The organism is Acinetobacter sp. YH12076 (genome assembly GCF_013419525.1).
Classification (GTDB): Bacteria; Pseudomonadota; Gammaproteobacteria; order Pseudomonadales; family Moraxellaceae; genus Acinetobacter; species Acinetobacter amyesii.
This window is the reverse complement of record NZ_VOZY01000011.1, coordinates 56,169-78,264: the sequence shown is the minus strand read 5'-3', so window position 1 is coordinate 78,264 and position 22,096 is coordinate 56,169. Positions and strand designations below refer to the sequence as shown.

Sequence of the window (22,096 nt, the reverse complement as noted above, 5' to 3'; positions counted from 1 at the left end):
GAGACTAGGAAAACTCCATGTTAAACAGTGCATTTGAACCTTGGCCAAGCTTTACTCAAGCAGAAGCCGATGCGGTATCAAAAGTCCTTTTATCTAATAAGGTGAATTATTGGACCGGTCAAGAATGCCGTGAATTTGAAAAGGAATTTGCACAGTTTGCAGGAACCAAGCATGCAGTTGCCGTTGCTAATGGTACAGTCGCACTCGATTTAGCACTCAAAGCCTTAGGTATTGGCGCAGGCGATGATGTGATTGTTACCTCACGTACGTTTTTAGCTTCGGCAAGCTCGATTGTGACTGCAGGTGCTAATCCTATTTTTGCCGATGTAGAGCTGGATTCACAGAATATTTCTTGCCGTACCATTGAAGCAGTGATTACGCCGAATACCAAAGCGATTATTTGTGTACATTTGGCAGGCTGGATGTGTGATATGGATCCGATCATGCAGTTGGCTGAGGAAAAAGGCATTTTTGTGATTGAAGATTGTGCCCAAGCGCATGGTGCAATGTACAAAGGAAAATCAGCTGGTTCCATCGGTCATATAGGCGCATGGTCTTTCTGCCAAGACAAAATCATGACCACGGGCGGTGAAGGCGGCATGGTCACTACCAATGACGAAAGTCTGTGGAAGAAAATGTGGTCGTATAAAGATCACGGCAAAAACTTTGATAGCGTGTATAACAAGCAACATCCGCCGGGATTTCGCTGGCTGCATGACTCATTTGGCACCAACTGGCGCATGATGGAAATGCAGGCGGTGATTGGCCGTTTACAGCTCAAACAAATGCCCGAATGGACTGCAAAACGTAATGCCAATATGGCGCGTATCCAAGCGGCGTTTGAAAATAGTCCGTATTTTACTGTAGTAAAACCGTCTGTTGAATATGTGCATGCAGCCTATAAATGCTATGTGCAAGTGAATACTTCAGCCTTGCCTGAAGATTGGTCGCGTGATCGAGTCATGGCAGAAATCAATGCATTGAATGTGCCTTGTTTTAGCGGCTCGTGTTCAGAAGTGTATTTAGAAAAAGCATTTGATGGTACGCCTTGGCGTCCTGCGCAGTCTTTACCGCAAGCTAAACAGCTAGGTGCAACAAGCTTAATGTTCCTTGTACACCCAACATTATCTGAGCACAGCTTGCAAAAAACCGTGGATGCGATCCAAGCGGTGATCGCAAAAATCTAAACCTGAAAAGAGCGTATAATATGCGCTCTTATTCGCTTTATTGACCCCATTTGAGCATCTTGTGAAAGACTTTATCCGTTCTATAGCATCATTACCGCGTCGCCAAAAACAAATCGTTTTGGTGCTGATGGATATCTGTATTTTACCATTGATGATGTGGTTAGCTTATGCCATTCGTTTGGCACGTCCCAATGTACAGGTCATGCAAGGACTGGATGCTTGGTATATTTATGTCGGTGTGGTTGGCATTCTGGTTTTTGCTTTGCTCGGTATTTACCGTGCAATTGTGCGTTCATTTAATGAAGATTATTTGCTGCGAATTTTAATCGGGACATTTATTCAAATCGTGGCCTTATACACGATTAAAAAACTCAATGTTGCATTTATTCCCATGAGTATTCCACTGATGTATGGCTTTATGCTGTTTTCATACATGTGGTGGAGCCGTGCAGTCATTCGCTACGCTACCCTTAAAACTTTTGCCAAAAAGCAAAGCCGTAAACGTGTGGCAATTTATGGCGCAGGGCTGGCAGGTCAGCAAATTGCAGCAGCTTTAAACCGCTCAGATGATTATTTGCCCGTGTGTTTTATTGACGATAAGCGCTCCTTACAAGGTCAGTCACTGAGTGGTTTAAAAATTTATTCACCCAAAAAAGCGCAAGCAAAACTTGGAAAATTCGGTATTGAAGAAGTATTACTTGCAATGCCTTCCGTTGGTCGTGCACGGAAAAAAGAGATTATTGAGTCTTTTGATACGGCAGATGTCAAAATTATGGAACTGCCAGGGGTAACCCAACTGGTGGATGGTCAAGTCCAAGTTTCAGATATTCGTGAAGTGGATATTATCGACCTATTGGGACGTGATCCTGTACCGCCGAAACCTGAACTGTTAGAAAAAAATATTAAAAATAAAGTGGTCATGGTGACAGGGGCGGGCGGTTCGATTGGTTCTGAGTTATGCCGTCAGATCGTGAAGCATCAGCCGAAAATGCTCGTGTTGTTTGAAATGTCTGAATTTGCTTTGTATTCAATTGATCGTGAATTGCGGGCTTCTGATATACAAATTATTCCAGTGCTAGGTTCTGTCACCAATCAGCAAAAATTAGAACGTATTATTCAAGAATACAATGTGCAAACGGTTTATCATGCTGCGGCTTATAAACATGTACCACTTGTTGAAGCAAACCCATTTGAAGGTATTTATAATACGTCCATTGGCACACAGCGTAGTGTAGATGCAGCGGTGAATCAAAATGTTGAAACCTTCGTTTTAATTTCTACAGATAAAGCGGTACGTCCAACCAATGTGATGGGGGCGTCCAAACGTATGGCAGAATTGTATTGTCAGGGCTTGGCATCTACAAATCCAAAAACGCAAATTAGTATTGTGCGCTTTGGCAATGTATTGGGTTCGTCAGGTTCTGTCGTCCCTTTGTTTAAAAAGCAGATTGCTAAAGGCGGGCCTGTTACAGTAACGCACCCAGAAGTCACGCGTTATTTTATGACCATTCCTGAGGCAGCTCAACTCGTGATTCAGGCAGGTGCGATGGGGATAGGAGGTGATGTATTTCTACTTGATATGGGTGAACCGGTCAAAATTGTCGATTTGGCGAAACAAATGATTCGTTTGAGTGGTTTTAAACCAATAGATGAAAATGGTCTTGGCGACATCAAAATAGAATTTACTGGATTACGACCTGGTGAGAAATTGTATGAAGAATTATTAATTGATGCGGATAATGTAGAGAAAACTGATCATGAGCGGATATTAAAATCTTTTGAGGGATTTTATTCTTATGATTTAATTGTAAAATTATTCAAAGATTTAGGCCGGATTAGAGGTGGTGATGGGGAGCTATCAAGTCTAATTAATATCTTAACTTTATATGTGGATGGATACAAAAACAATTTAAATCATTCAGATGAATTATGACGAAAGTGTTAAATTTAGTAAATTTTATTATTAATTTATTCCAACGATAATAAAAAATATAATAGTTGGAAATATTAAAATAATATCTGTTATATTATGCGCGGTTTTAAATATTTAATTATATACGCATAAATACATAACATAAGGCTTTTGTAAAATGTTACAGTTTTCTGAACTGAAAATAGCAATTATTGGACTTGGCTATGTTGGTTTACCGCTAGCAGTTGAATTTGGAAAAAAAGTGCCTGTAGTGGGTTTTGATATTCATCAAAAACGCATTGATGAGCTTCGAAACGGTCAAGACCACACATTGGAAGTCTCTCCAGAAGAGTTAAAGCAGGCCGCTCAATTAAGCTACAGTGCAAATTTACAAGATTTAAGCAGCTGCAACTTTTTTATTGTGACTGTACCTACCCCAATTGATGAATATAAGCAGCCAGATTTAACACCTTTGATCAAAGCTTCAGAAAGCATTGGTAAAGTTTTAAAGAAAGGCGATATTGTTGTTTATGAATCAACTGTTTATCCAGGGGCAACAGAAGAAACTTGTATTCCAGTATTAGAAAAAGTTTCAGGTTTAACCTTTAATCAGGATTTTTACGCAGGTTATAGCCCTGAGCGTATTAATCCAGGGGATAAGCTGCACCGTGTCACCAATATTTTAAAAATTACGTCTGGTTCAACACCTGAAGTGGCTGATTATGTTGATCAAGTCTATAACTTGATTATTGAAGCAGGCACACATAAAGCATCAAGTATTAAAGTTGCAGAAGCGGCGAAGGTGATTGAAAACACACAGCGTGATGTGAATATAGCTTTAATTAATGAATTGGCGTTGATTTTCAATAAAATGGGCATCGATACAGAAGCAGTATTGCAAGCTGCAGGTACCAAGTGGAATTTCTTGCCGTTCCGTCCGGGTTTAGTCGGTGGTCACTGTATTGGTGTTGATCCGTACTATTTAACTCATAAAGCGCAAGCGATTGGCTACAACCCCGAAATTATTTTGGCAGGCCGTCGTTTAAATGATGGTATGGGCGCTTATGTGGTGACTCAACTGGTTAAAGCAATGCTGAAAAAACGCATTCAAGTTGAAGATGCCAAAGTCCTCATTTTAGGCTTAAGCTTTAAGGAAAATTGCCCAGATATTCGTAATACCCGCATCATTGATATCGTCAATGAACTCAAAGAATATCACACTCAGATTGATGTTTATGATCCTTGGGTAGATGCAGCTGAAGCTGAGCATGAATATGGTATTAGCCCAATTTCAAACTTAGAAAATGGCAAATATGATGCCGTTATTTTGGCAGTTGCACATCATCAATTTAAAGATATGGGCGTAGATGCGATTCGTGCTTTGGGTAAAGCTGATCATGTGCTGTATGACTTGAAATACGTGTTATCTCAAGCTGAATCTGATCTGCGTTTGTAAGGAGCATACCATCATGAATCAATATCAACAGGTATGTGCAAACCTTAAAACAGCACCCAAAATTTGGTTAGTGACGGGTGTGGCTGGCTTTATTGGCTCGAATCTTCTTGAAACATTATTAAAGCTAGATCAAGCGGTTGTCGGTTTGGATAACTTTGCCACAGGTCATCAGCATAATTTGGATGAAGTGCAAAGCTTAGTCACTGCTGAACAATGGGCAAAATTTAGCTTTATTGAAGGCGATATCCGTAATCTTGCAGATTGCCAAAAAGCTTGTGCAGGTGTGGATTATGTACTGCATGAAGCAGCACTTGGTTCTGTACCACGCTCCATTGCTGACCCCATCACAACTAATGAAACCAATATCAGTGGGTTTTTAAATATGCTCACCGCAGCACGTGATGCAGGTGTTGCTAGCTTTACTTATGCAGCCAGCAGTTCGACCTATGGTGACCATCCAGCATTGCCAAAAGTGGAAGAAAATATTGGTAATCCGCTTTCGCCTTATGCGGTGACCAAGTATGTCAATGAACTCTATGCTGATGTATTTGCACGTGCATATGGATTTAAAGCGATTGGCCTACGTTACTTTAATGTGTTTGGTCAACGCCAAGATCCAAACGGTGCATATGCGGCAGTGATTCCAAAATGGACAGCATCGATGATTGATGGTGAGGATGTCTTCATCAATGGTGACGGTGAAACCAGTCGTGACTTCTGTTTTATTGATAACACTGTTCAAGCTAATATCTTGGCGGCGACTGCATCAGATCAAGCAAAAAATCAGGTCTATAACGTGGCAGTAGGTGACCGTACTACGCTGAATGAGTTATATCGTGCTATTCAAGTCGCACTTGCTGAAAATGATGTTCAATTTGACCGTGATCCTGTCTATCGTGAGTTTCGTGCAGGTGATGTACGTCATTCACAAGCCAGCATTGCCAAAATTGAGCAAGGCTTGGGTTATGCGCCACAGTTTAAAATTGCTGAAGGTATTCAACTTGCGATGCGTTGGTACGTAAACAACTTGAAATGAGTAATCAAGATATGTGGAAACTTCTTTTTTTTATATCAAAAATATTTTCATATTTACCGGTTCCGATTTTTAATTTTATCTGGAGATTATCAGATATATTTGATGGAAATATGGGAGCTATTATTAGATATATTTTTATTGCAGGTAGATTGAAAAAATGTGGAAAGTTGGTTTTTTTTGGATCAAGAATATATATAGAAAGTCCTGAAAACCTTTCATTAGGAAATAATGTTAGTATTCACCATCAATCTACATTGATATGTTCAGGTGGTATTGAAATAGGGGATGCTGTTGCAATTGCCCATAATTCCAGTATTTTATCCACTAATCATACATGGAATGATGTGTCATTGCCAATAAAATACAATCCTTTAGACAAGAAAAATATAATTATAGAAGATGATGTTTGGATAGGTTGTGGGGTTAGAATATTAGCAGGTTCATTTATTCCTAAACGAACAATTATAGCTGCAGGAGCTGTTTTATCAAAAAAGCTACCTTCTAATGGTATATATGGTGGGATTCCTGCTAAATTAATAAAAAGGCTTTAAGTTTGTTAAATATTTTTAAATTAGTATTTATTAAATCACTGTCGATGGGGACAGTGATTTCTGTTTTTGCATATTTATATTTAGTGAATGGGTTCGAACTAATAGGGGAGTATTCTGCCCTAACAAGCATTATGGCTCCTATAGTCACATTCAGTTTATATAAGTATCTTGAGCTAATGAATATTACTCATAAGGATAAGAAGTTTTTTTTTGTTAATGAAGTATTACCCTCAACAGTAATAACATTTGTTTGTGGCGGTGTTCTTGTTCAGTTCTTGAATATTTTTTTTAAAATATTTGATCCTGATGTTTTTTTAATTTTTTTCTTAGTTAAATATTTGGATTTAAGGTTTGAATTGGTGGTTGGTTTTTTTTCAAGCTATAAAAATTATAAATATGTTCTAAAACAAAATTTTTTTAGAATTTCATTTTTTTGGATGATTGGTATATATTTTTACTTGAATGGATATGAGATTAATTTAAAGAAAACACTATTTATTTATTTATTTTCTCAATTGCCAGTATATTTTTATGAGGCTTTTAGAATTCGTGCAAAATTTAATTATGGTTTTATAGTTGAATATTTGCGTGTGAGTTTTAAGTATGGGGTTTTAAATACAGTTGTAAGCTTAAATAGTTTGGTTCCCCGGTACTTTATTATGTATTTTGGTGATAAAAAAAGTTTGGGTATTTATACTATTTTACACTTATTTTCCAGTAATTTTGTTAATATAATGCAATACCCATTAAGTATATATTGCGATAAAATGAATAAAAAAATAGGGTGCGATGTAGGTTTAAAACTAATCTCTCCAGTTTTTTTAGTTTTTATAACTGGGTTTTTTTTAATATCATTAGATGAAAATTATCTAACGCTTTTTTTATTTTTTGTTTTGGTTTTGGTTTCATTTTTAATTAGAGGGATTTTTGTAACTATAAGTGTAGTAAGAAATGTGGATTTAAATTTTTATATGATTTTATCGATAGTAATCAGTTATCCATTAATTTATGTTTTGATTAGCTTGTTTCAATTTAATAATTTTATATTGCTTGGTTGTCTCTATATCTTATTCTCAAATTTCATTTTTATGATTTTAAGTGGAAAGAAGGTGAGTGGAATATATGCTTAAATTTATAACCTATAAGAATTTTACATTTATCTTTTTTTTGATATTTTTAAAATTTTTATTGGTATATTTGGTTTTGTTTTTCAATTTTGGCAATGATATATTTTTGAAAAATGGAGATGCTGAAACTTATCATTTGTATGCTACTGGATACTTATATGATAGAGTGGCTACTAATTTTTGGTTCTGGTTTTTAAAAGAGCTTAATACATTTGGTCTTTATAATAGGCAAATTGTTTTATATTTCATATTATTTATTAATAGCATTTTATTGCCTATATTTTATACTGCTATTATTAGTCAATCTGATTTTATAAGGAATCACGTATATTATTTTTTATCGCTATTCTTGGTTTTTTTCTTTCCAAGCATATTGTACCATTCATTTGATATATATCGTGATGTGGTAATGCTTTTTGTTTTTTTCTTGGCATTATATGTTGTTAAAGTAAATAATCTTAAATTTAATATTTCTTTTTTATATGTGTTGATTTTTGGATTGTGGCTGTTCTGGTTTAGGGATTATCTTGGGTTTGCTTTTTTGGCAAGTTATTTTTTGTCAAAATATATAAGAGTTGATGGTCGTGGTTTTTATTTTAAGCTTCTGATTTATGTATTCTCCTTGTTTGTATTGAATTATGTAGGTGTTTTTGATCCATTAATTGAATATAGGAACTGGTTTGTAGAGAATGATGCAAATACAAATTTAAAAATTGATTTTTCAAATAAGGCTATGTTTTTTGCAAATTTTTCAAATAGTGCTTTTATTCAATTATTTGGATTTTATTTTATTAATTTTTCATCTTTTTTGTTATTTGTCTTGGAGTCAATTCCATTTATTGTTTGCTTGATTTATGTAATTAGAAATAGAAACATGTTTAACTTTTTCTTAAATTTTTGTTTTATATTTTTTATTATATACACATCAATTTGGTTAATATCTAATGACAATTTTGGTACAGCAATAAGATTAAGATGGTTTTCTTATTTCCCCATTTTTATGTGTGCATTAATTATTTTTCAAATGAAAAAAGGTGATAAAAAATGATTTTCATGATTATTTCAAATGATCCAAAATCTCTGGTTAATTTTCGCTTAGATCTTTTGAAAAAAATAGTTGGATTGGGGTATATTGTTTATGCAGTTGCACCAAATTTAGAAAACTCTGACTCTGCAAAAATCTTGATTGATAATAATATTATATGTAGAGATTTTTATTTAGATCGTACTGGAATGAATGCAGCGAGAGAGTTGAAATCTTTATTTTCTCTATATTACGTTTTGAAAGATATTAAACCCGATCATGTGTTGGGATATACCATTAAGCCAGCAATATATGGAGTAATTATTGGGAGGATTGCAAGAATCGTTAAATGCCATATGTTAATTAGTGGTTTAGGATATGCTTTTAATAGTTATGAGACTGAAAGAAAATTAGGTTATAAGCAGAGAATTTTACATTTTCTTTATGGGTTGGCGATAAAAAAATCTTCTTCAGTTTTTTTTCAAAATTATGATGACGTGGATTTATTCAAAAAATTAAATTTAATTATTGATGAAAGTAATATTACAGTTGTTAATGGTTCTGGAGTAAACCTTTCTAAATTTTCTTTGATGCCTTTGATTAATGATGAAAATGATAGACCAATTCCAAGTTTTTTAATGGTTGCTAGACTGTTAAAAGATAAAGGTATTTATGAGTATATTGACGCTATAAAACGCTTAAAATCCGTTTATCCGAATATTAAGTTCGGATTATTAGGTTCTATAGATTTAAATCCATTATCTGTTACAGAGAAAGAATTGAATTCTTGGGTATCGGAAGGTATAGTCGAATATCATGGGTATACAAATAATGTTATTTCAATTGTAAAAGAATATAACGTTTTAGTTCTGCCTTCATATCGTGAAGGTGTTCCTCGTTCTTTACTGGAGGGAATGGCAATGGGACGAGCAATAATTACAACAAATGCTCCAGGCTGTAAAGAAACTGTTATTGATAATGTTAATGGCTTTATTGTAGATGTTGGCTCTGTTGATGGGTTGTATAAAGCTTTTTTGAAAGTTGTAGAAAATCCTGAAATTTTAAATCAGATGGCTATTGAATCACATAATTTAGCAAAATCTAAATTTGATGTTGATATTATTAATAATCAAATGTGTACTGTGATGGATATTTAAAATTCAATTTAGTGGTTAATTTTATGAAAAGATTAATTGATTTTTTAATTGCTTTAATTGCATTAGTAATTTTAAGTCCTATTTTTATTATCGTTCTGTTCAAAGTCCGCAAAAATCTAGGCTCTCCGGTTTTCTTCTATCAAGAGCGCCCAGGGAAAGATGCCAAAATTTTCAAAATGATAAAATTCCGATCTATGTTAGATGCAGTTGATAAACATGGAAATCCCTTGCCTGATGATCAGCGTATTACGCCATTTGGACATAAGTTGCGTTCAACAAGCTTGGATGAAATGCCTCAGCTGATTAATGTCTTAAAAGGGGACATGAGCATCGTAGGTCCTCGTCCTCAAATGAAAGACTTTTTAGAGCACTATACACCGCATCAAATGCGTCGCCATGAAGTAAAACCAGGTATGACTGGCTTAGCTCAGGTTAGTGGTCGTAATAACCTTTCGTGGGAAGAGAAGTTTGAGCTTGATGTGCACTATGTAGAAAATCGATCTATTTTGGGAGATTTTAAAATTATGTTTAAAACAGTAAAAGTGATGCTTAACAAAGAGGGGATTAATGCTCCGGATCAAGTAGTAGGCACTGAGAGATATGTAGGTTCTAGTTCTAGAGATCAGCAGAAATAAATACTTCAAATAAGATTGATGCTATGCAAAAAAAATTTGGTTACAGGTGGTGCAGGTTATATTGCTTCACCCACCTGCTTAGAACTACTCAATGCAGGTTATGATGTTGTAGTAGATAACTTATCTAATAGCTGTAAATAATCAATAGCACGTGTTGAGCAGTTAAGTCAGAAAAAATTGACCTTCATTCAAGGTGATGTTCGGGATCTTCATTGTTTAGATCAGATTTTTCAAAATTATCCAATTGATGCAGTGATTCACTTTGCTGGTCTAAAAGCTGTAGGTGAAAGCCAGCAAATCCCGCTTGAATATTTTGATCATAATATTTCAGCATCCATTCAACTTACCCAAGCAATGCAAAAAGCAGAAGTGTTTAAGCTTGTCTTTAGCTCTTCAGCAACCGTATATGGGGAGAATAATCCATCACCACTTATTGATGTAAGCTAGTAATAAAGTTGCACCCTAAATTTGTGTTAACTAATTGATTTATATAGTGCATGATTTATCATTTTGAAAATAAAGTATCATCGTAAATCATGCTGTATCCTCAACTCCATAAAAAAATCAGTAATAAAGTATCATCCTGAATATAAGGAAATATAATCTAGAGATCAAAGTACTTATGTTATTGATGTACAGATAGGTGCAAGATTAAGTCCCATGAAACGAAGGAATATCCAATTAACAAAAGATATTTTTCAATTTCTTATACTATAGAAATATCAATTAAGTAGATTTTAAAACTTCTATAAATCGGTTTTTCCAATCTTTAAATTCTTTATCGGATATAGTGATCTCAAATTTATTTTTTGGATGGTTAACACCTTTGGGAATACCAATGTTATTTAAGGATTCTGCGGTAGGCCAACGTAAAGAGCGTTTAATAATATCTTCTTTAAATTTTGGAAAATGTTGATCCCAGATTTCCGTATTATTAACCTTAATAATTAATGTAGACAGTGATTTTCGGTTGTCGCTAGTATCAATTTCTAGAATGATAAATTGCTTATTTTGAAATTCTAGTTGTACTTCGGCGATACATCGAAGGATACCATCATCGGTCAGGTGTAGTTTGGATCGATTCACAGCAGGAAGCTTAGAAATGGTAAATTTAACTTTTGATGGAATATGATGCTGTGATCTGAATTCTTCAATCATAGCTTGAAATGCTTCAAATCGTTTCATGAATAGTTCAAGATCATCACTTTCATCTTGACAATTTTCAAACTCTCCTCGGCCAATTTCACCAAAAATACTAGATTCACCTGTACCTACATGAGGTTCAGGTAATATATTTATATCATCGTTATTAATTTTACCTTTTTTACCAGAACGTTTAATTATTGCTTTTTGGGTTTCAAAAGGTGATGCGAGTGACATTATTATTTTTTGTGAATCAATAATTACCGTTGGCTTATCACTATTAGCTTCTTTCTCATTATCAATTATAGGGTCTTCATTTCTTGGAGTTTTACTGCCTCTTGAAGAACCTCCAGAACTTACTTGAGTATTTTTTACAGTAAATTTTGGACTACAAAAAATGACCGTATGATTAATTTCACTAGGTAAGTTTGATATTGCTAGAATTTCATTTACGTAATATTTATTTTGCTTCGCACTAAAATATACTTTTAATGTGATTTCAGTATCCTTTAAGGACGGTGGCACAAAATTGAAGTTCCAAAATTCCCGGAATTTTGTCTGCAATTTCTCACTTAAAAAATTCTTGGAGATGCTTTCAAAAGATGTTCGTGCTTCTGTATCGAGTAATATCCATGCGAGCAAGCGGCGCATCCCTATATTATTAAATTGGGACATTGGGAAGTTACAGAGTACAGGAATATTGATCAGAGTTTGATGATCTTCCTTTATAATATCAAATTCCCGAGTAAGACGGCCTTGATCCAATGCACCACGAGATAGATAGGCATTATGGAAGAATAATACTCTAGCAAGCTCTATCTGAGGTAAAACGATTTCAATATCAGTTAGTTTTGCATGAATATCGCTAACAATATGGCTGAAATGATACTGATTTGATTGATTAGTTACAACATCCCATTTTTGTAAATCATCTATTTTAATAGTGATCGTAGACTCATTAAAAGGAGTAAAGGTTTCAGTCTGATTGAAACGTCGGTTGCGTGCCAGTAATGGCATATTAGAAAAACGAGCGTGGTTTAATATATATTTCTGATCTTTTGTTGAATATTTATCATTTTCTAATCCAATAGTGATATTCCATTCGCTATTCTTTATGTCTTTAAAAATAGAACCTAAAAAAGTAATTCTCGAATTTTTAGGAAAATTTTTAATTTTTATCATCAGGATTTTACCATTTTAATCATTGGTTGATTTACAAAAATGACTATATATTAAAGCTTATTTTATTGAAATCTCAAAATTTAATTTCATTAAGGTAATGATTTAATCAAATTAATTTTGAATAATGTTAGAGAATTCATGAACGATGTATTCTAGAAATTTTTTCGTTTCAGATGTCATTCGTTCTTCACTTAATCCAGCTTTTCGTAGAATGCGCCACTGAGGAAGTGGTTGTCTGTTGAGATTACTCGCTATAAAAACTTTTGTTAGCCGCCTGATTTGATAACAGCTAATATCTTCACAATATCGCTCTAGAAAGTGTCTAATTAGGGGAAGTTTATGTAGGTTTTTTTCTAATGTATTTGAAGTAGACGTCTGTTTCAACCACCATTTTGTAGAACGTCTCGGACTATCTAAATCCCAGATTAAAGTATTCTTAAGTTGGATAAGTTGCCTTACATACAAAAGATCGCGTTTTTGCCAATCAATTTTAGTCCCTTGTGGAATAAACTTCTGATGGAAGTTTTGGTTGGTCTGCAATAGCCAATCTTTATCGTTTCGATATAACCATGCATAAAGAGCTGCCTGCAGGTGACGAGCGGGTTTAACCCCATGGTTTTGTACTAAATCTACCCATTTTTCACGATTCTCAGCTCTGGTTATTTCAAAATTAGTATCTTGCGGTTTTATTTGATTATTTTGTTGAGAGACTACTTTCTGGAAGGATTTAACTTGAGTGAATATATCTGCAAAAGACCAGTCAGTATTCAAAAAAGCTTCGATTACAATAATATGCTCCAAATAACTAAAGCTTTTGCGATGTTTTCTAAAAATATGACGTAGCCAACTGGTTTCAGATGCTAAGTCATCCAAATGATATTGCCTAAGAAATTTTTGTGACCACCGTAATGATATTTTTTCTAAAATTTGGTCGAAAGCAATTTGGTTTTGCCCACGTATACAGCCATTTCGTTTAGCTAGTTCATTATAGAATATTGTCCACTGTTCATAACTTGATGATACAAAAGGTGGTATAGATAGCAATTCTATTAATTTTGAGCTAATAAAAAGTTCATCATTTGTTGCCGATTCCTGATTCCATTCAGTACAGGAAATATCTGAAGGTACAATGAAGTCATGTCGATGTAATGATCTTAAATCTAGTGTTGATTCGACAAGTTTACCGTGTTGTGGACAGCAAGCTCCCTGTATTTGCCATAAACGCAACCAGTAGAATTCACCTTTTTGAAGAGCTTGCTCTTTCAAACATTTTGGACAGTAGCGTAGTTTGTGAATAATAGGGATTCGTGAAGCATTAATTCCCAAAGAAAGATGTATTGAGCCTTGTGAAATATTAGCCATCCATTTGATACATTGTTTTCTTCTTACTTCAGGTACAAATGGTGCATATATAGGAAATAATGTATGTTTGTATATTATATTTTGTAGACTCAATTGTTTTTCAGAATACTGATTAACGATCGCATTAAGATGACAGGGTAAATCAACCGTAGCAATAACCTGTCTATTTTTAAATACAGCATCAAGTAATTGCTTTGGACTTTCAAATGCCAAGCGGATTCCAGCACGAGCCACTGTACTATAAATAAGTTCATGTTCATAAGGCATAGGAAAATTTAGCATATCTAACTCACTTCTTTTATCCAATGAGATATATCAAAGATCAGATCTGTTTGGGTTTTTAAATGATCATAAAAACTTTGGTCATTCTCTTTTTGTGAAAATTGAAAACGTAAATCAACTGAATCCAATGTATGCCATTGATCATATTTAAGCAGTTTAGGTTTGGATGTTTTGGGTTTGGATAATGAGGAATCCTTTATTGGATCTATATCTTGCTTTAACCAGTCCATAATAATGGGAAGTAACTCGGTCAAGTGTTTATCAGGATATTCGGTAAATATCTTTTTAACCATTGGTATCAAAAGTTTAGTTTCATAACCAAGTTCTAGTAATAGATTGTGTAAGCGAATAGATTCGTCATGTCCTTGATATTCAGCAAGCTCATCTTCTTGCTCAATTGCACTTTCTTCGATTTTGGAAAAGAGTTTTAATAATTGTCTGTCAATTTCAGGTGTGATCAAATCAGGATATTGTGCAATCCGTCGAGCATCACCTGAACGTAAAGCATCTATAATATGATGAATTGGTTTAAAATCTTCTTGATATGTATTTTGGAGCAATTTTACAGTAATTCGTTCTAAACCAGACTCAATTGCCCGTATTTGTGCAAGGACAAAAAGCTTAACAGTTACATCTAAAATACCTTGGGTTAGATCAAACCAGCATTGTCGTAACTCCTCTGAGAGTAAGAGATCAGCTTTTCTTAACCATTGATATTTCCAAAGAGCATCTGTAAATGTCATCCACTCAGATTTTCGAATTTTTCCATCTGTAGTTTTTATTGCAGGCTCATTTTTTATAGGTTCCCAGTGGATTGAACCAAAACCTACAGCTCGACGTGAGGAGCGCAGATCACGCTCAAATATATTACTTGCTTTAGGTGTTCCTACCATAATGATTGGCAAGCTATAAACATTCACTAAAGTCACAAAAAAATTTAACATTTCATCAGAATTTTTAGATCTGTTTGCCATGAGGTGTTGAATTTCATCAATCACCAAAAGACCGATTGCATGAAGATGGGCAATGTGTCCCATAAGTTGCAAGAGCTTTTGTTCATTATGTCTTTTTTGAGTATATTGTTGTTCATAATTAGTTCCTAAAGCACGGTCAACAGCACTAAAGAAACTTAAATATAGAGATTTAAGTGAGCCATTATATGGGCAGTCTATTTTTAGATAGACCAGTTGAGTGAAATTATGTTCAGGATGGTAAATTTTTTGTAGGTAATTTTTAAGAATGCGATTTAATGTGGTTGTTTTGCCACTACCAGAGAAGCCAATAAACACTAGACTCTGTGCTGTTGATATTAAATCTGTATGGCGAGAAGCATTAAAATCATTGCTTTTAATATGTTCAAAACTATTTTGTAAATGCCGATTTAAATCACCTGTAGTAATATTTCGTCCTACATAGCCTTTTCTCAACATAATAGAAATTTTTTGTTCTAATGTTAAATGTCGTTTAATAGGGTGAAAAAAATTATTTAATAACTGCGATATAATATGAGCACGAGTATTATTGGGGAGTTGTCTATCGGATAATTTAAATTCAATAGTGCCTTTAATGGCTTGGATTGTATCTTTTGCCTCAAAAATTACAGGTAATGCCTCGATAAAAGGATTCCCCTGATAATCAGCAACTGGACTTGCTGTATACACTGCATGGTTATTTTTATTGTTCATAATCGTATCCTGCCTATTTATATTTCGTGAATATCAACTTTCATCATTAGAATCTTCAAGATCATCTAGTAAATCTTGATAAACTCCAAAACGAAGTCTGTAATCTTCATCATCTTCTAAGTTTATGAATTGTTTCGACTTAGGCATATGGAGAATATTATTTTCAGTTTTTGAAGATGACTCAGGGTGCTCTAGAACCGTCAAAGCATTTTTTGATGATTTTTGACTATTATTTCTCTGTTTCAATCGTTCAATATCTTTTTCAGCCTGTTTGTTTTCACGAAGATTAGTCAAACGTTGTTTTTTACTGGATGTAGAAGAAGGTTTGTTTTTATCTGCTTGTGCAATAATTGATTCAATACGTTCTTCAATATATGCTTGAGACCTATTGGTTTTTAGATTTTGAGCGGCTTCTACTTTCTTTTGTTCGTGCTGAATTTGCCAAACTTCCCAAAAACTACAGCCTATAAATTCTCTTGATCTTGGAGAAAGTATTGCTTCCCAATAATCTAGACTATGCTCCTCATAAAACACATAAATTATTTCTGCATTACTTGGGTCATAAGCTACTTGAAATGATTGTGGACGAGAAATAGATTTTTTACGATGCATCCAGCCTTGTTCATATATTTCAGGGCAATGATAAAATACTCCAAACACTCTTAATCCAAGGTCAGATAAGGTTGCTTTAACTTTAGGTAATAAAGCAACACGTAATGCTTTTTCAGAAACCTGTTTTAATTGACCTACGCGATGTTGTATTCCCCAATTCCATAAATGAATAGGAACTAAAGGAAGATCACTAGGCATATCTATATCACGATCATAAGTTGTCAATTGATGTGACGTATTGTGTGTAAGGATTGAACCGATAATGATCTGCTTAAATTCAGTTATCGTAAGTGTCGCATCTAACCGATAGTCAGACCCCCCACGTTTTTTCTCTTTAGCCTGTTGTACTACACCAGAAGCAAAAGGCTTAAATGTTGCCTGAATAGTTCTGAAATAACGCTCTACAATAGGTTTTAAATCTCCACGATAAGGCGGGGTATTCTCGATACGAATAGAAAATTTATATTCTAAAGCTTCAATCTGATGTCCTAATAATTCACCTCTATCTGCCAAAATGGCATCAGGTAATCCAATACACGGCCAGTCATCGTGTGTAATTTCGTAACCATATTGTTTACACAACTCAACTTTATCTGTCATGGCAACTTGTAGAGCTTGCATGGCAGTCACATAGGAAGCATTTTCAAATCCAATATAGAAACCCACTACCATTCTACTAAATACGTCAGCAACTAGATAAATAGTCGGCCGCCCAACAATACAAGCACGATCAGAATCTGATACAAGATAAATATCTGCAATGGTTGCATCAATTTCATAGCGAGATCCAGGTCCTAAGACTTGGGTGTTTACAGTTGAATAGAGCTCTCGGATGTCTTTTGCATAAGTAATTGGATTAGTTCGAGCAGTCAGCTGAGTTACTTTGGGAAAATCACGATCATAAAAATATTTAAACTGCCAGATAGTTGGGATTTCGCTATCAGGAATATCTGGAAATAATGTATGATACATCGTAGAAAATTTACGATGAGCATAACCTAAAGAGTATTTATCCTTTGTTAACATATACTTATTTATAATAATTCTAAATAACCTTTCAATATTCTGATCAACTAATGCACCAACACCTTCAGTATATTTTCTTGGCCTCCCTAATTTTTTATCTTTTGCAATACGCTTAGTACCTTTAGCACCAGAATTTTTATAACTGGGAATAAGGGCATTTGGTGTTTGACCTCGTTGCCAATATCGACGTGCCAATCTATAAATAGTCTGATGGGTTGTTTTGTGCTGTTCAATAATTGTTTTAACAAGGCTAAAGCGTATAGACGGATCATAGAAATTTTCATTAGAAATGAGTAAATCTATAATGTTCATTCCCATATCACGTTTTTGTTGTTGTACAGAGCCTTCTTTTACATTAATTAAGACAATATCGGCAAAAGGATCCTCAATTATTTCTGCTTCACCTGCCTCTATGGCTGTAAGTAATTCCTCTTTTTCAATTAAAAAGGGATTTGCATGGGGGTGGTTTAGATCAATCCATATAATATGAGAAGGAGTGATTTTAAGAAGTCGGTAGTCTTCACCGTGAAACTTATATACATCATTGATTCGAAACATGGCGAATTTCCTCCCATATTTCAAAATTCCCTAATTTAATCTCAGAAGCCTTAATCTTTTTATAGTCTTTGGTTATATCAAAAATGAAATAACGTTGAGCAAGTAGTTCTCGAAGCTCTGCTAAAGACGCACCAATTGGTAAATTATATGATTGATCTATTTTTTTACTTAAATCGATTAAATTGAGTTCAGGATATTGTGTAAATATATGAATGTACGAATTTAACTGATCATAAATTGTAGTACTAGATTCTCTCATGGCTGGATAAAGCCATTTGATGTTATTCAAAATAACTAAAGGAATTTCTTTTTCTGTAAGGATATACCAAGGTGTTTTTGTACTTTTCCAATATCTACGCTCTAGTTCTAGTTTCTCGATGATTCTCTCATTCTGTAAGTCATTTGTGTATTTAGTTCGAATGGCAAAATTTGGTTGATCAGCAGTTTGACTATTAACATAAAAACTTGAACTTATAGTTTGTAGAGTATCTCTAACTTTTGGGTGAGAGATTTTAGCTTGTTCTGATATTTCCAGCGTAGCATTGAGAGGTAAGGGAAATTGCTCTCTAATATCAGTAATTAAAGGATTCCAGTCTAAAAGTAGAAAAATCGCAAGTTCTAAATCAGATAATAAATGATGGGTACGTTTTGTTGTATGACCAAAAACTCGGTGAGAACGACCTTTTGAACTAACATCCCGTATAGTAATCCACGGCTTATAATCTTTTAGATTGCCTTGTCCACGTCCTTCTTTAATCCAGCGGTTCTGCTGATGTTCTGTCGCCATAACAAATCGCCCATTATTCTTTATTAATTTAGAATAACAGGCGATTAATATTTAGGCAATATAGGATGATACTTTATTACATAGGATGAAACTATATTACTCAAGATGATACTTTATTACTTGAATACAAAGCGCCCTTTTTAATACCCTTAAATTATTCCACCGTCACAGACTTCGCCAAGTTACGTGGCTGATCGACATCTGTTCCACGCAGCACTGCAACATGATATGAGAGCAGTTGTACTGGAATGCTATACACAATTGGTGCCAAGATTTCATTCACACTTGGCACATAAACCACGTGTTGACGATCTTTCGCTTTGATCCCGCTATTTTCATCTGCAAAGACAAATAACTCACCACCACGTGCTTGCACTTCTTCCATATTCGATTTGAGTTTATCCAACATGTCATCTTGTGGAGCAAGAATCACCACAGGCATATCATTATCTACCAGTGCCAATGGACCGTGTTTTAATTCACCAGCCGCGTAGCCTTCTGCATGGATGTATGAAATCTCTTTAAGTTTTAAAGCACCTTCAAGTGCGATAGGGAACTCAGTTCCACGACCCAAGAATAGGCAGTGATTTTTTTCAACAAATAATTCTGATAGACGTAGAATCTCAGCATTATTTTGTAAAGTATCTAAAATCACTTTTGGTGTATGCCAAAGCGCTGCAATAATTTCAGAGACACGGTCAGTTGAAATGCTTTGCTTAATTTGACCAATTTTCAATACTAATAGCATCAATGCCGCAAGCTGTGTGGTAAAGGCTTTAGTCGACGCAACACCAATTTCAGGGCCTGCGAGTGTTAACAAACTGTAGTTGGTTTCACGTACCATCGACGAGGTTGCCACGTTACAAATGGTCATGGTGGTGATATTTAAACTTTTCGCTGCTGCACGTTTTTGCGTATCACGCAGTGCAGCTAAAGTATCGGCCGTTTCACCTGATTGAGAAATACAAACATACAGTGTGTTATTCACAATCACAGGCGAGCGATAACGGAATTCACTGGCAATTTCGACTTGGCAAGGTACATCGATCAGTTGTTCAAACCAATATTTGGCAATCATGCCGGCATGGTAGCTGGTACCACATGCGATGATTTGCACTTGTTGAATTTGGCTGAAATCTTGAACTGCATTGGCAAGGAAATCATCACGAAGCGCATTACCATTTAATGCTTGTGAAATCGTTTGCTTAATCGCTTCAGGCTGCTCATAAATTTCTTTGAGCATATAGTGTTTATATTCACCTTTTGAAGCATTGCTTACAGTCGCATCAAGCTCTTTGATTGGACGATTCACCAATTTACCATCGACGAATACTTCAATAGTATTACGTGTCAAACGTGCAATATCACCTTCTTCAAGGTAGATAAAACGGTTGGTAATTGGTAAAAGTGCCAATTGATCCGAGCTAATAAAGTTCTCGCCAATACCGACACCAATCACGAGAGGTGAACCTTCACGCACCGTGATTAATTCATCAGGATGGTCTGTATGTACGATACCCAGTGCATAAGCACCTTTGAGTTGAGGCACCACACTTTTAACCGCTTCTAAAAGACTCGGGGTGCTTTTTAAAGCGTCATTGACTAAATGTGCAACAACTTCTGTATCTGTTTGTGAGGTAAAAACATAACCAAGCGCTTCAAGATCATCTTTAAGCTCTTGATAGTTTTCAATAATACCGTTATGAACAACAGCCACATTGCCTGAAATATGCGGATGGGCGTTATTTTCAGTTGGTTTACCATGGGTTGCCCAGCGCGTATGTGCAATACCGACCGAACCTGCGATATCTGCTTCTTCAACGGCTTGTTCAAGATTTGCAACTTTACCTACGCGACGTTCACGTAGAACATGGCCTTTATTAATCAGCGCTAAACCCGCAGAGTCATATCCACGATATTCAAGACGCTTTAAGCCTTCAATTAAAATATTGGTAATACTACGTTCTGCAACGCCACCGACAATACCGCACATAATTTAATCCTCTTATTTCTTCAATTTTTGGGGACGTTGATAGTTTTCTTTGGCAAATTGCTTCGAACGTTCTACCGCAAGGCTATTGTCTGCCACGTCACGTGTAATGGTTGAGCCAGCACCCACTGTTGCACCATGACCAATGGTGACAGGAGCGACTAATGAGCTATTTGAGCCGATAAAGGCTGAGTCACCGATAATGGTTTTAAATTTGTTTGCGCCATCATAGTTGCAGGTAATGGTGCCTGCGCCAATGTTTGAACCTGCACCGACTTCTGCATCACCTAAATAGGTGAAGTGGTTGGCTTTTGAGCCTAACCCGACAGTGGTATTTTTAACTTCAACAAAGTTACCAATATGTACTTCTGCAGCTAATTTTGCGCCAGGGCGTAAACGTGCAAATGGACCGATTTGAGCGTCTTCACCAACAATGGCACTGTCAAAAACGCTATATGGTTGAACTTTAGTGCCTGCCGCAATCTTGGAGTTTTTAATGATACAACCTGCACCAATTTCAACGTTATCACCGAGTTCAACATCACCCTCGATAATTACGTTGATATCGATACGGACATCTTGACCGACAGTCAGTGTGCCACGTAAGTCGAAACGGGCAGGATCAATCAGGTGAACGCCTTGTTGCATCAGTTGTTTGGCTTGGAAACTTTGAAATTCACGCTCTAATGCAGCCAATTGTACGCGGTCATTGACACCTTCCACTTCAAAAGCACGTTCTGGTTCAACAGATGCCACTTCGAGACCGTCAGCAATTGCCATGGCAACGATATCGGTCAGGTAATATTCACCTTGCGCATTATTATTGCTTAATTTTGGCAACCATTCGTGCAATTTAGCATTACTTACGGCATAAATACCGGTATTAAATTCTTTGATTTTACGTTGTTCTTCAGAGGCATCTTTGTGTTCAACAATGGCTTGAATTTTGCCATTTTCACGTACAATACGACCATAACCTGTCGCATCATTAACCGTTAGGGTTACTAAACCAATGCCAGTATGAGTCGAAACATCCAGTAATTTTTGTAATGTTGCTTCAGTGATGCAAGGCACATCACCTGAGAGAATCAAAGAAATCCCAGTTTTTGCTAGGACAGGGAGAGTCACTTTGACTGCATGGCCTGTACCCAATTGTTCTGCTTGTTCAACCCATTTGACATTTTCATGTGCAAACGCGTTTTGAACCAATTCACCGCCATGCCCATAGATGGTAATTATTTCTTCTGCATTTAATTTTTTCGCAGTGTTGATGACATGGCCGAGTAAAGGTTGTCCTGCGAGTGGTTGTAATACTTTGGGTAAACGAGAACGCATACGTGTCCCTTTACCTGCAGCAAGAATAATAACGCTAGTAGACATGTTT

General features: G+C 35.4%; 16 protein-coding genes and 1 pseudogene. 10 read left to right on the top strand and 7 right to left on the bottom strand.

Translation table 11 applies throughout. The annotated features are described in order from the left end of the window. Positions 1–17: 17 nt before the first annotated feature. From FTU22_RS12040 to FTU22_RS11995, 10 genes and pseudogenes are all read left to right on the top strand, one after another. Positions 18–1,187: a DegT/DnrJ/EryC1/StrS aminotransferase family protein gene (locus FTU22_RS12040; protein ID WP_180094639.1), complete on the top strand. Its 1,170-nt coding sequence runs from the start codon at positions 18–20 to the stop codon at positions 1,185–1,187. 61 nt (positions 1,188–1,248) lie between these two features. Further along, complete coding sequence (locus FTU22_RS12035; RefSeq protein WP_180094637.1) at positions 1,249–3,120, top strand: nucleoside-diphosphate sugar epimerase/dehydratase; 1,872 nt, start codon at positions 1,249–1,251, stop codon at positions 3,118–3,120. Between the two features lie 157 nt (positions 3,121–3,277). Further along, on the top strand, positions 3,278–4,555 hold the full coding sequence (gene tviB / locus FTU22_RS12030) for a Vi polysaccharide biosynthesis UDP-N-acetylglucosamine C-6 dehydrogenase TviB (protein WP_180094634.1): 1,278 nt from the start codon (positions 3,278–3,280) through the stop codon (positions 4,553–4,555). A gap of 13 nt (positions 4,556–4,568) precedes the next feature. Continuing rightward, the gene (locus tag FTU22_RS12025; RefSeq protein ID WP_180094632.1) at positions 4,569–5,591 is read left to right on the top strand and encodes an NAD-dependent epimerase/dehydratase family protein; all 1,023 of its coding nucleotides are present in this window, start codon (positions 4,569–4,571) and stop codon (positions 5,589–5,591) included. Then, positions 5,588–6,142, top strand: a complete 555-nt coding sequence (locus FTU22_RS12020; RefSeq protein ID WP_218955024.1) for an acyltransferase — start codon at positions 5,588–5,590, stop codon at positions 6,140–6,142. Before FTU22_RS12025 ends, FTU22_RS12020 begins: the two co-directional genes overlap by 4 nt. Before the next feature lie 176 nt (positions 6,143–6,318). Beyond that, a complete protein-coding gene (locus tag FTU22_RS12015) occupies positions 6,319–7,272 on the top strand; it encodes a hypothetical protein (RefSeq protein ID WP_180094631.1) in 954 nt (317 codons plus the stop codon). Positions 7,273–7,375: 103 nt separating this feature from the next. Further along, positions 7,376–8,317 (top strand): hypothetical protein, encoded by a 942-nt coding sequence (locus tag FTU22_RS12010; protein ID WP_180094628.1) that lies wholly within the window; start codon positions 7,376–7,378, stop codon positions 8,315–8,317. Then, on the top strand, positions 8,314–9,450 hold the full coding sequence (locus tag FTU22_RS12005; protein WP_180094626.1) for a glycosyltransferase family 4 protein: 1,137 nt from the start codon (positions 8,314–8,316) through the stop codon (positions 9,448–9,450). The genes FTU22_RS12010 and FTU22_RS12005 overlap by 4 nt, the downstream gene beginning before the upstream one ends. A gap of 23 nt (positions 9,451–9,473) precedes the next feature. Next, entirely contained in the window at positions 9,474–10,085 is a 612-nt protein-coding gene (locus FTU22_RS12000) for a sugar transferase (protein WP_180094624.1), read from the top strand. Positions 10,086–10,103: 18 nt separating this feature from the next. Beyond that, positions 10,104–10,517 (top strand): annotated as a pseudogene (locus tag FTU22_RS11995) (SDR family NAD(P)-dependent oxidoreductase); the annotation flags it as partial. Between the two features lie 294 nt (positions 10,518–10,811). Here FTU22_RS11995 and FTU22_RS11990 read toward each other — a convergent pair. From FTU22_RS11990 to glmU, 7 genes are all read right to left on the bottom strand, one after another. Continuing rightward, on the bottom strand, positions 10,812–12,410 hold the full coding sequence (locus tag FTU22_RS11990; protein ID WP_180017877.1) for a Tn7-like element transposition protein TnsE: 1,599 nt from the start codon (positions 12,408–12,410) through the stop codon (positions 10,812–10,814). A gap of 111 nt (positions 12,411–12,521) precedes the next feature. Continuing rightward, positions 12,522–14,054 (bottom strand): TnsD family Tn7-like transposition protein, encoded by a 1,533-nt coding sequence (locus FTU22_RS11985; RefSeq protein ID WP_180094622.1) that lies wholly within the window; start codon positions 14,052–14,054, stop codon positions 12,522–12,524. Between the two features lie 2 nt (positions 14,055–14,056). Beyond that, positions 14,057–15,739: an AAA family ATPase gene (locus tag FTU22_RS11980; protein WP_180094620.1), complete on the bottom strand. Its 1,683-nt coding sequence runs from the start codon at positions 15,737–15,739 to the stop codon at positions 14,057–14,059. Between the two features lie 33 nt (positions 15,740–15,772). Next, entirely contained in the window at positions 15,773–17,935 is a 2,163-nt protein-coding gene (locus FTU22_RS11975) for a Mu transposase C-terminal domain-containing protein (protein ID WP_180094618.1), read from the bottom strand. Then, the gene (locus FTU22_RS11970; protein ID WP_180094616.1) at positions 17,919–18,722 is read right to left on the bottom strand and encodes a TnsA endonuclease C-terminal domain-containing protein; all 804 of its coding nucleotides are present in this window, start codon (positions 18,720–18,722) and stop codon (positions 17,919–17,921) included. Before FTU22_RS11970 ends, FTU22_RS11975 begins: the two co-directional genes overlap by 17 nt. 154 nt (positions 18,723–18,876) lie before the next feature. After that, entirely contained in the window at positions 18,877–20,715 is a 1,839-nt protein-coding gene (gene glmS / locus FTU22_RS11965; protein WP_180094614.1) for a glutamine--fructose-6-phosphate transaminase (isomerizing), read from the bottom strand. A 12-nt stretch (positions 20,716–20,727) separates the two neighbouring features. Continuing rightward, positions 20,728–22,092 (bottom strand): bifunctional UDP-N-acetylglucosamine diphosphorylase/glucosamine-1-phosphate N-acetyltransferase GlmU, encoded by a 1,365-nt coding sequence (glmU, locus tag FTU22_RS11960; RefSeq protein ID WP_180094612.1) that lies wholly within the window; start codon positions 22,090–22,092, stop codon positions 20,728–20,730. Positions 22,093–22,096 lie beyond the last annotated feature (4 nt).

Bases quoted from the DNA above. Each gene is read 5' to 3' on its own strand.
- FTU22_RS12040 (WP_180094639.1), top strand. From the start codon at position 18: ATGTTAAACAGTGCATTTGAACCTTGGCCAAGCTTTACTCAAGCAGAA.
- tviB (WP_180094634.1), top strand. From the start codon at position 3,278: ATGTTACAGTTTTCTGAACTGAAAATAGCAATTATTGGACTTGGCTAT.
- FTU22_RS12025 (WP_180094632.1), top strand. From the start codon at position 4,569: ATGAATCAATATCAACAGGTATGTGCAAACCTTAAAACAGCACCCAAA.
- FTU22_RS12020 (WP_218955024.1), top strand. From the start codon at position 5,588: ATGAGTAATCAAGATATGTGGAAACTTCTTTTTTTTATATCAAAAATA.
- FTU22_RS12015 (WP_180094631.1), top strand. From the start codon at position 6,319: ATGAATATTACTCATAAGGATAAGAAGTTTTTTTTTGTTAATGAAGTA.
- FTU22_RS12005 (WP_180094626.1), top strand. From the start codon at position 8,314: ATGATTTTCATGATTATTTCAAATGATCCAAAATCTCTGGTTAATTTT.
- FTU22_RS12000 (WP_180094624.1), top strand. From the start codon at position 9,474: ATGAAAAGATTAATTGATTTTTTAATTGCTTTAATTGCATTAGTAATT.
- FTU22_RS11990 (WP_180017877.1), bottom strand. From the start codon at position 12,410: ATGATAAAAATTAAAAATTTTCCTAAAAATTCGAGAATTACTTTTTTA.
- FTU22_RS11985 (WP_180094622.1), bottom strand. From the start codon at position 14,054: ATGCTAAATTTTCCTATGCCTTATGAACATGAACTTATTTATAGTACA.
- FTU22_RS11980 (WP_180094620.1), bottom strand. From the start codon at position 15,739: ATGAACAATAAAAATAACCATGCAGTGTATACAGCAAGTCCAGTTGCT.
- FTU22_RS11975 (WP_180094618.1), bottom strand. From the start codon at position 17,935: ATGTTTCGAATCAATGATGTATATAAGTTTCACGGTGAAGACTACCGA.
- FTU22_RS11970 (WP_180094616.1), bottom strand. From the start codon at position 18,722: ATGGCGACAGAACATCAGCAGAACCGCTGGATTAAAGAAGGACGTGGA.
- glmS (WP_180094614.1), bottom strand. From the start codon at position 20,715: ATGTGCGGTATTGTCGGTGGCGTTGCAGAACGTAGTATTACCAATATT.
- glmU (WP_180094612.1), bottom strand. From the start codon at position 22,092: ATGTCTACTAGCGTTATTATTCTTGCTGCAGGTAAAGGGACACGTATG.